Annotated in this window: 5 protein-coding genes; 2 read left to right on the plus strand and 3 right to left on the minus strand. The window is 70.9% G+C overall.

The genetic code is table 11. From position 1 onward, the window contains the following. Positions 1–23: 23 nt before the first annotated feature. Positions 24–1,037 carry an SCO family protein gene (locus Q0C41_RS28205; protein ID WP_291989794.1) on the minus strand — a complete coding sequence of 338 codons (1,014 nt, stop codon included), beginning with the start codon at positions 1,035–1,037 and terminating at the stop codon, positions 24–26. After that, a complete protein-coding gene (locus Q0C41_RS28210; protein ID WP_367079316.1) occupies positions 1,034–3,763 on the minus strand; it encodes an FG-GAP-like repeat-containing protein in 2,730 nt (909 codons plus the stop codon). The genes Q0C41_RS28205 and Q0C41_RS28210 overlap by 4 nt, the downstream gene beginning before the upstream one ends. 327 nt (positions 3,764–4,090) lie before the next feature. Here Q0C41_RS28210 and Q0C41_RS28215 point away from each other — a divergent pair, with 327 nt between their 5' ends. Beyond that, positions 4,091–5,428, plus strand: a complete 1,338-nt coding sequence (locus tag Q0C41_RS28215) for a tetratricopeptide repeat protein (protein WP_291989798.1) — start codon at positions 4,091–4,093, stop codon at positions 5,426–5,428. Next, positions 5,425–7,251 (plus strand): CRTAC1 family protein, encoded by a 1,827-nt coding sequence (locus tag Q0C41_RS28220; RefSeq protein WP_291989800.1) that lies wholly within the window; start codon positions 5,425–5,427, stop codon positions 7,249–7,251. Before Q0C41_RS28215 ends, Q0C41_RS28220 begins: the two co-directional genes overlap by 4 nt. Positions 7,252–7,394: 143 nt before the next feature. On the opposite strand, the gene Q0C41_RS28225 is transcribed toward Q0C41_RS28220, so the two are convergent. Beyond that, the coding region (locus Q0C41_RS28225; protein WP_291989802.1) for a glycoside hydrolase family 3 C-terminal domain-containing protein at positions 7,395–7,617 on the minus strand (223 nt) is incomplete at its 5' end.

Here is a 7,617-nt window from a genome sequence, read left to right on the forward strand (position 1 = left end):
CCCGCTGCCGCGCGGCCGCTCGCTCAGCGAGACGGCGTCAGCACGTCGGCGACGAGATCGCCGAGCTGCGCGGCGGTGTACTCGTTGCCCTCGATCATGCCCGCAACCCTGCCGGTGCGATCTATGACGACGGTGCGGAGCGAATGGTTCATCAGCCCTTCGTCCGGGAAGAACGTGACGCCGAACATGTCGCACACGCGCCGGATGTCGTCGGCGCTTCCGGTCAGGAACTTCCACGTGCGCGCGTCCGCGTTCCACACGCTGGCGTACGAGCGCAGCACGTCGACCGTGTCGCGCGCCGGGTCGAACGTGACCGTGACCATGGTCAGGTCGCGGCCGAGACGTGCTTCGAAGCGACGCGCGACGATGGCGAAATGGTTGGTGACGCGGAAGCAGAACTGCGTCAGCGCGCAGCTCGTGTAGACGAAGTTCATCACCACCACCTGCCCGCGCAACGTCGACAGGGACACGACGGCCCCCGTCTGGTCGGTCAGGGTGACGTCGGGAACCACGTCGCCGACGGCCAGCGGTGCAGGCCTCGGGGTGCCGGTCAGCGCCTCGAGCAGCGCCAATCGACGGGCCACCATCGGATCGAGCTCCACACTGTCGTAGGGGACGACCGTGATGGCTTCGGCCCGTGCGCCACCCTTTGCCATGACAAGCGTGAAGGTCACCGTCATCCCCGGCGTGAGTCCCGCCAGCTCGCCCGGCTCACTCGCCTCGAACGCCATCGCCATGGCGTCCATGACGCCCTCGATGGCGTCATGCGAGACGAGAACGGTGCGGCGCGTGACGTCGACCGACAGCACCATCCCCGTGACGCGGTGCCGTTGGGCCTCCTGGGTGGATGTCGGTGGTGCGCGTCGGCTCATGGGCTCCCCTGGTGACCGACCCGACGGTACCGGCGGCTGTGCTGTCGCCACCCAAGGCGTGGACACGAGGCCGAACAGCAGGGCCGCCAGCAGCCCGCGCGCGAGGAACTGGCGACACGCACGGCCTCGGCCGCCCGCGAGCACGAGTTCGCGCGCGGCTGTCATGGCGCGGTCGCTCCGGTCAGGCTGACACGCGGGCGGGGCAGGCGGCGGTAGCGCTCGTCGAACTCCTTCACCTCGATGACCTGGTTGGCGTCGACGTCGCGGAAGCGCTGCCGCGTGCCGCTGGCCGGCCACCAGACCTCGACATCCACGCGACGCACATTGTCGCCGAGCCCGACATGCTGCTGGAGCGGCGACGCCCCGAACGAGGCCCCGACATCGACCTGCCGATGCACGACGCGCGTGGTCCCGTCCGCGGCGCGTGCGGTCACCATGAGGCGCGCGCCGATGGCCGCACGGTTACTCTTTGTGCCGACAAGCTTGATGCCCAGCCATGACCGCCCGTGCCCCGGATTGTCGAACAGGCGCATGGCGTGCGCCGATCCGGGCGTGGCGCCGCCGACCTGGAACACGATCTCCTGATCGCCGTCGTTGTCGAGATCGGCGAAGGCTACGCCGTGGCCCTGATGCCACTCGCCGGTGCCCGAGGACGCCGTGATGTCGACGAACGCCTTGCCGGCGCGATTGCGCAGCAGCACGCTTGGCGCGAGCGAGCCGTACGACGGGCTGCCGGTGCCGAGATAGATGTCGAGGAAGCCGTCGTTGTCGACGTCGCCGACGTTGGCGCCCATCGGCATGAAGACCTTGTCGAGGCCGACGTTGCGCGTGACGTCGGCAAAGGTGCCGTCACCCTTGTTACGGTAAAGCTTGAGCGTGGTCGCGTTGTGGGGCAGACCGAGGTACGTGCGGGCCGTTTCCTCGAGCGACGTGAAGTACGACGTCGCGAAGATGTCGAGCCAGCCGTCGTTGTCGTAGTCGAAGAACCACGTGACGAAACCGCTGCCTGGCCCAGGGACGCCAGCGGCGACGGCCATCTCCGTGAACGTGCCGTTGCCGTTGTTCCGATAGAGGAAGTTCGGCACGCTGCCACGATTGGACACGTACAGGTCGGCCCATCCGTCGTTGTCGAAGTCGCCGGCCGCCACGCCCTTGCTGAACGACGCCTTGCCGACACCCGCCTGCGCAGCGATGTCCTCGAAGGTGCCATCGCCGCGGTTCCTGAACAACTGGGCGGGCCCTCCCTCGTTGCCGATGAAGAGGTCGAGGCGCCCGTCGTTGTCGATGTCCACCCATGCGGCGGCCTGCGTGCTGCGGGGAGGCACGGCCAGGCCGCTGGCCGCGGTCACGTCGGTGAACGTGCCCTGACAGCTGTTGCGCAGCAGCGACTTGCGCTGCGGCAACTCCCACCCGCCGCGCAGGACGAGCACGTCGAGACAGCCGTCGTTGTCGTAGTCGGTCGGCACGATCTGCAGACCGCCGCGCTGCGCGTCGAGCCCGGCGTCCGATGAGCGATTGACGAACGTGCCCGGCTCGGACCGCTGGTAGTACTGCAGCGGCGCGCAGCTGTCCATGCTCGACGTCATCAGGTCGAAGCGCCCATCGTTGTCGAAATCGTCGACGATCACGCCACCTGCCGCGGCGAACACTCGCAGACCGCTCTGCGGCGCAACGTCGACGAAGCGGCCGATATCCTCACCCGACGCGAAGGCGCCCGGATCGATGCGGAATGCGGCCGGCACGGCTCCGGGCCACGTGCCTGCCGCGATGTGGGCGACGTTGAGGAGCCAGCGGACCTCGAGGTCGTCGGGACGCTCGCGCAGATACGCCATGAAGTGTTCGATGGCGTGGGTGACGTCCTCGGAGGGACCGAACGACGGTCCGGGCGTCACCGTCAGCAGGCACCGATCGCCCGGCGCATGCGTCGCCTCATCGAGGTGCATCGCCTTGTGCAGATAGGCGATGCCGACGGCTTCTTCCATGTGCAGCCGCATCGCCGGCACGCTGGCCGTCGCGATGCGCAACGCCTCGGACAAGGCCACGATGGCCTCGCGCATCCGTCCCTCGTAGGCCAGCAACTGCCCGTGGGTGAAGTGCCCCTGCGCCAGGTCCATCGGGCGTCCGGTGGCGAGCAACTGCGGAGAGGCGAGGTTGGTGCGGAGATTGATCTGCGCTTCGAGCAGCGAACCGGTGCGCACCGTGCACGTGGCGAGCGGGTCGAGGTCCCATCCGGCCGGCTTGGTGGGGTGCCGCTGCATGACGACGGTGGCGTCGTTGAAGCCGGAGACGTCGAACAGATAGCGCACCGCACCGACGGCGGCGACCGAGGACGCACCTGCGCCACCCGGCTGGCTCGATGCGGACGCCCCCGCCTCCGACGCCACGCTGGCATCGGGCTCCACACTTAGCACGGCAAAGCCTGTGGGGATGCGAATCGGGCGCGTCATCTGACCGACCGTCAGCCCCTGCAGGGCCTGCCGCAGCTCTGGCCGCAGCGCCGCCAGCGACGTCGGTCCGAGCAACCCGCCGCGACTGCGCGTGGGGTCCTGGGAGACGCGCGCCGCCAGGGCGCCGAAGTCCACGCCCTGCGTCACCTGGTCGATCACCTGTCGGGCTTCATCCTCGGAGGCGACGACGATCAGGCGGAGTGTGAGTGTCGCTGGCGTCGTGGTGGGCGGCGTCGTGACGGCAGTGCGAGCTGTGGGAGCAGTGGCAGCCGTGGGAGCCGCGGTAGTGCCGGTCGTCGCGGGTGCCGGTGGGACGGGCGCAGGCGCCTGTATCGCCCCTGCCAGCAGCGGCGCCGCGACGAACAGGAGGCACGCGAGGCCCGGGCCTCGCAGGGACTGGCTCACTCTCACACTCGCACTCACACTCGCACCGTTCCGGCTCACGTCGGTCAAGCAGGCATTGTAGTGCCGCGGCGCTTGCGATCCGGGAGTCCGGGCGGGTACCGTACGGCTCGAGACGCAACGCCTTTCATGTCCAGGGTCCGGGTGCCAACACGCGGTCGGCCGGTGGTGATGTCGGTCGGGGCAGTGTGGGGCCTCCTGCTGGCCGTCACGCTGGGGGCCGTGCCTGCCGCCGGGGTGGCCGCCCAGCCCGCAGCCGTGCAATCCGGACGGTCCGCCGCCGCACCGTCCGCATGGCCCGCATGGCCCGCATGGCCCGCATGGTCCCAGCCGTCCGCGCCCGCTGTGCCGCCGTTACCGACCATCGCGGTGGACGCGTTTCCCGAGGCCTCCCGCGCGGCCATCACCGCCGCCGTGCGAGCTGCCGAGGCCCGCCCGTCGGACGCCGACGCCGCCGGCGCCCTCGCGATGCTGCTGCAGGCCTGGCAGCAGTTCGACACCGCGGCGCTGGTCTATCAGCGCGCGCAGGCGCTGGCTCCTGACAACGTCGACTGGTGGTATCTCGGTGGCGTCACCGACACCGCGCGCGCGTTGCCGGCCGCCGCGGCACAGCAGTTCGCCCGCGCCGTGCCGTTGGCGCGCGACGCGACGTCCCTCGTGACGCTCCGCCTGGCCGATGCGCGGCTCGCGGAAGGCGACGACGCGTCCGCCGAGGCCGCCCAGGCTTTGTACGGCAAACTCTCGGCGCAGCCAGACCTCGCCGCCGCTGCGTGGCATGGCCTCGGTCGGCTGGCCATGCGCCGAGGGGACACGGCCGCGGCGGGCGAGGCCCTGCAGAAGGCGGTGACGCTCTCACCGGACTTCGGCGCCGCCCACTACGCCCTCGCACAACTCCATCGTCGTGCGGGCGATCTGGCGGCGGCCTCGGTCTCGCTCGCCCGGCAGCAGCGGTGCCCCTCGTGCGGCCCGTGGCCGGACGATCCATGGCAGGCCCGCGTGGCCGCGCTGAGAGACGATGCCTTCGCCTTGCTGACGCGGGGGATCGCCGCCGCGGCGGAGCGCTCGACGGAGGCCACCACCGAGGCCATCCGGCTGCACGAGGCCGCGCTGGGCCGGCCCGAGACGGGCGGACTGGCGCATCTCAATCTCATCGCCCTGTACGGGCGCGCCGGCGACCTCGCGCGGGCCCGGCAGCACTATCGGGCGGCGCTCGACGATGCCAGTCAGGTCGCTGAGGCGCATCGCCAGTACGCGGTGGTCCTGCTCGAGCACCAGCAGCAGATGGACGAGGCACTCCGCCTGTTCGAACGGGCGACGGCGCTGGCGCCGCGCGACGTCGCCGCGTGGCAGGGGCGCGCCACGGCGCTCGAGACGCGGGGACGGTTCGCCGAGGCGGCCGATGCGTATCGCATGGCCCTGGAGGTCGCCCCGGATGCGCACCAGGCGCGCTTCGGGTTGGCGCGCCTCGCCATGCGCGACGGCCGTGTCGACGAGGCCATCGCCATGCTCGAGCCTCTGCGAGCGCCGTGGCAACCCGAGACGCCGCGCTACCTCTTCGCGCTCTCCACCGCTTACCTGCGTCGCGGACGACGGGGCGAGGCGCTGCGGACGGCCACGGAGGCCCTGACGCTGGCGCGCCGCCTCGGTGACGAGCGGATGGCCACCTTCATCGACGCGGAGTTGCGCAAGCTGGAGGCGCGGCCATGACGCGGTCGCGCGGTAATCGCAGCGTGCGCGTCGCGCGCGTACGGCTGGCGCTGCCGCTGCTCGTCGCGGGTGCCTGGCTGGGCGTCGGCCTGGGTGAGGCGCCGCGTGGACAGGAGGCGGGACCGGCGCCGTGGTTCGAGGACGTCACGGCGACGGCGGAACTCGCGTTCGTGCATCGCAATGGCGCCCGTGGCGCCTTTCGCATCCAGGAAATCATCGGCGCGGGCGTCGGGCTCCTCGACTACGACAACGACGGCGACCTCGACATCATCGCGGTGCAGGGCGGGGAGACCGTCGCGTCGACCGAGGGTGTGTCGGCCGCCGCGCGCGAGCCGATGGCGCGGCTCTTCCGCAACGATCTCCGCATCGACGCCGCCGGCGCGCGCGTCTGGCGCTTCGTGGACGTCACCGCCCAGGCGGGCTTCGGTGCGCACGGCGACGGCATGGGCGTGGCGGTCGGTGACTACGACGGCGACGGGTTCGTCGATGCCTACCTGACAGCGGATGGGCCGAACGCCCTGTATCGCAATCGGGGCGATGGCCGCTTCGAGGACGTCACCGCCAGGGCCGGCGTTGCCGACCCGCGCTGGAGTGCCAGTGCCGCGTTCGTGGACATCGACGCCGACGGTGACCTCGATCTGTTCGTGACCAATTACCTCGACGTCACAGCAGCGTCCACCCGGCCCTGCTTCGAACCGGCCGGGGCGCGCGACTACTGTCCGCCGAACCGTTATCGCTCGGTCCCGGATCGCCTGTTCCGCAATCGCGGCGACGGCACGTTCGAGGACGTCTCCGAGACGGCAGGCATCCTGCGCGCGTTCGGCAATGGCCTGGGGGTCTCGATTGGCGACTACGATCTCGACGGGCGTCTCGACATCTTCGTTGCCAACGACGCGACACCGAACCAGCTGTGGCGCAATCTCGGTGGCGGTCGCTTCGAGGACATCGGCCCGCTGTCGGGGGCAGCCTTCAACGCGCTCGGGCGTCCCGAAGGCAGCATGGGGATCGCGTCGGGCGATGCCGATGCCGATGGCGACGAGGATCTCGTCGTGACCAACATCGCCGGGGAAGGCTTCGTCCTCTATGCCAACGACGGGCGCGCCGGTTTCGACGATCGCCGCGCCGACATCGGCCTGGCACAGACAACGGCATCGATGACCGGGTTCGGCGTGGGCTGGCTGGATGGCGATAGCGATGGGGTGGCCGATCTGCTGGCGGTCAACGGCGCCGTCACGCTGGTGCCGGAACTGAGGGGGCAGGCGGTGCCGTATCGCCAGCGCAATCAGCTGTTCCGCGGCGAGCTGCGGCGTGGCGGCGCAGCGACGGGTGGCCCGACCGGCGCGGCGGCATCTGCAACGTCTGGCGGCGCGACGGGCACGCGCTGGCGTCTCGAGGAGGTCCGTGGTGCCACGGCGGGCCCGGCGTTCGCGCCGCTGGCCGTCAGCCGCGGCCTGGCCATCGGCGACCTCGACAACGACGGTCGCCCCGACGCGGTGATCAGCGCCAACGGCGGACCGCTGCGTCTCCTGCGCAACACCGCCGCGACCGACCACGGGTGGCTGGGCCTCGACCTGCGCCAGCCAGGCCCGAATCACTACGCCGTCGGCGCCACGGTCGTCGTCGACGCCGGTCCCGCCGCGGGACGGCTCTTCCGCGTGCGCACCGACGGCAGCTACCTGTCGGCCTCCGACGCGCGAGTGCTGGTGGGGCTGGGCGAGCACCGCGGCGACATCGGCGTCGCCATCCGCTGGCCCGACGGCTCGTCGCAGCAGCTGACGATGGCACCGGGACGGTACGTGCAGGTGGAGAAGCCGCGCCGCTGATGGCAGCAGCGTGCCACGGCGCAACTCGTTTCAAAACGAGTTGCGCGGGGCCGCCTTAGAGTGGCGCTGTCCTCGACACGACGCATGCCCGCATGCCCGCATTGCGGCATTGCGGCATCGCAGCATTGCGCAATGCCGCCCCCCTACCGCCGCGCCGATCCCGCCGCGAACGTGATCCCGTGGCCGTACGGGTACAGCGGGTCCTTCGAGTCGTGCGGCACGTCTTCCTTCTGGGCGCGCACGGCCTCCATCGAGGACGGCAGCTCGAACGGCAGCTTGCCCGTCGGCGCGTAGACGCCGGTGAGCACGTCGAGCAGGGCCTCGTCGGACACGCCGAAGTGCCCGAGCATCGCCGCGGACTCCTTG

This window comes from Luteitalea sp. (genome assembly GCF_022842525.1).
Classification (GTDB): Bacteria; Acidobacteriota; Vicinamibacteria; order Vicinamibacterales; family Vicinamibacteraceae; genus Luteitalea.